We start from the raw sequence: 2009 nt of genomic DNA on the forward strand, positions 1-2009 counted from the left end.
GCCTACACCCTTACCCCGGGACAACCACCGCCCGGGATGGACTACCTTCCTGCGTCACCCCATCACTCACCTACTAACCGCTTGGGCCGGCGGCTCCACCACTCCCCTCAACTCCGAAGAGATCAGGGCGGCTTCACGGCCTTAGCATCACGATGCTCGATGTTTGACGCTTCACAGCGGGTACCGGAATATCAACCGGTTATCCATCGACTACGCCTGTCGGCCTCGCCTTAGGTCCCGACTTACCCTGGGCAGATCAGCTTGACCCAGGAACCCTTAGTCAATCGGCGCACACGTTTCTCACGTGTGAATCGCTACTCATGCCTGCATTCTCACTCGTCAACCGTCCACAACTACCTTCCGGTGCTGCTTCACCCGGCAGACGACGCTCCCCTACCCATCACAGCCGCCGTTGGGCGTATATGCTGCAATGACACGACTTCGGCGGTACGCTTGAGCCCCGCTACATTGTCGGCGCGGAATCACTAGACCAGTGAGCTATTACGCACTCTTTCAAGGGTGGCTGCTTCTAAGCCAACCTCCTGGTTGTCTCTGCGACTCCACATCCTTTCCCACTTAGCGTACGCTTAGGGGCCTTAGTCGATGCTCTGGGCTGTTTCCCTCTCGACCATGGAGCTTATCCCCCACAGTCTCACTGCCGCGCTCTCACTTACCGGCATTCGGAGTTTGGCTAAGGTCAGTAACCCGGTAGGGCCCATCGCCTATCCAGTGCTCTACCTCCGGCAAGAAACACACGACGCTGCACCTAAATGCATTTCGGGGAGAACCAGCTATCACGGAGTTTGATTGGCCTTTCACCCCTAACCACAGGTCATCCCCCAGGTTTTCAACCCTGGTGGGTTCGGTCCTCCACGAAGTCTTACCTCCGCTTCAACCTGCCCATGGCTAGATCACTCCGCTTCGGGTCTTGAGCGTGCTACTAAAACGCCCTGTTCGGACTCGCTTTCGCTACGGCTACCCCACCCGGGTTAACCTCGCAACACACCGCAAACTCGCAGGCTCATTCTTCAAAAGGCACGCAGTCACGAGAGTGAAGCAAGCTCCACTCCGACGCTCCCACGGCTTGTAGGCACACGGTTTCAGGTACTATTTCACTCCCCTCCCGGGGTACTTTTCACCATTCCCTCACGGTACTATCCGCTATCGGTCACCAGGGAATATTTAGGCTTAGCGGGTGGTCCCGCCAGATTCACACGGGATTTCTCGGGCCCCGTGCTACTTGGGTGTCTCTCAAGCAAGCCGCTGACATTTCGACTACGGGGGTCTTACCCTCTACGCCGGACCTTTCGCATGTCCTTCGTCTACATCAACGGTTTCTGACTCACCGACCAGCCGGCAGACTGATCAAGAGAGATCCCACAACCCCGTATACGCAACCCCTGCCGGGTCTCACACGCATACGGTTTAGCCTCATCCGGTTTCGCTCGCCACTACTCCCGGAATCACGGTTGTTTTCTCTTCCTGCGGGTACTGAGATGTTTCACTTCCCCGCGTTCCCTCCACACTGCCTATGTGTTCAGCAGCGGGTGACAGCCCATGACGACTGCCGGGTTTCCCCATTCGGAAACCCCCGGATCAAAGCCTGGTTGACGACTCCCCGGGGACTATCGTGGCCTCCCACGTCCTTCATCGGTTCCTGGTGCCAAGGCATCCACCGTGCGCCCTTAAAAACTTGGCCACAGATGCTCGCGTCCACTGTGCAGTTCTCAAACAACGACCAACCACCCGTCACACACCACTCACGCGATGCTTCACCGGGGCCGGCATCCCGAAGGGCGAGCAACGCTCGCACCCTCAGACACCCAACAGCGTGCCCGACACGACCAGCCGACCAGATCAGCGTTCCACGCTCCGAAGAGCAGTACTAGCGCCTGGCCCGTCCTGGACCGTGCCGAATAGTCAACGTTCCACCCATGAGCAACCAGCATCAGACATTCGCTGATGTACTGGCCTCTGACCGACCGGAGTCGGTAAGAAGTGCTCCTTAG

1 rRNA gene (cut by a window edge) is annotated in these 2009 nt (G+C 58.1%); it reads right to left on the bottom strand.

Going from position 1 to position 2009, the window contains the following annotated elements:
• A 23S ribosomal RNA gene (locus AB0G56_RS09365) occupies positions 1-1699 on the bottom strand (it extends 1271 nt beyond the left edge of the window).
• Between the last annotated feature and the right edge of the window lie 310 nt (positions 1700-2009).

It is taken from the genome of Streptomyces sp. NPDC021356 (assembly GCF_040641015.1).
Taxonomy (GTDB): Bacteria; Actinomycetota; Actinomycetes; order Streptomycetales; family Streptomycetaceae; genus Streptomyces.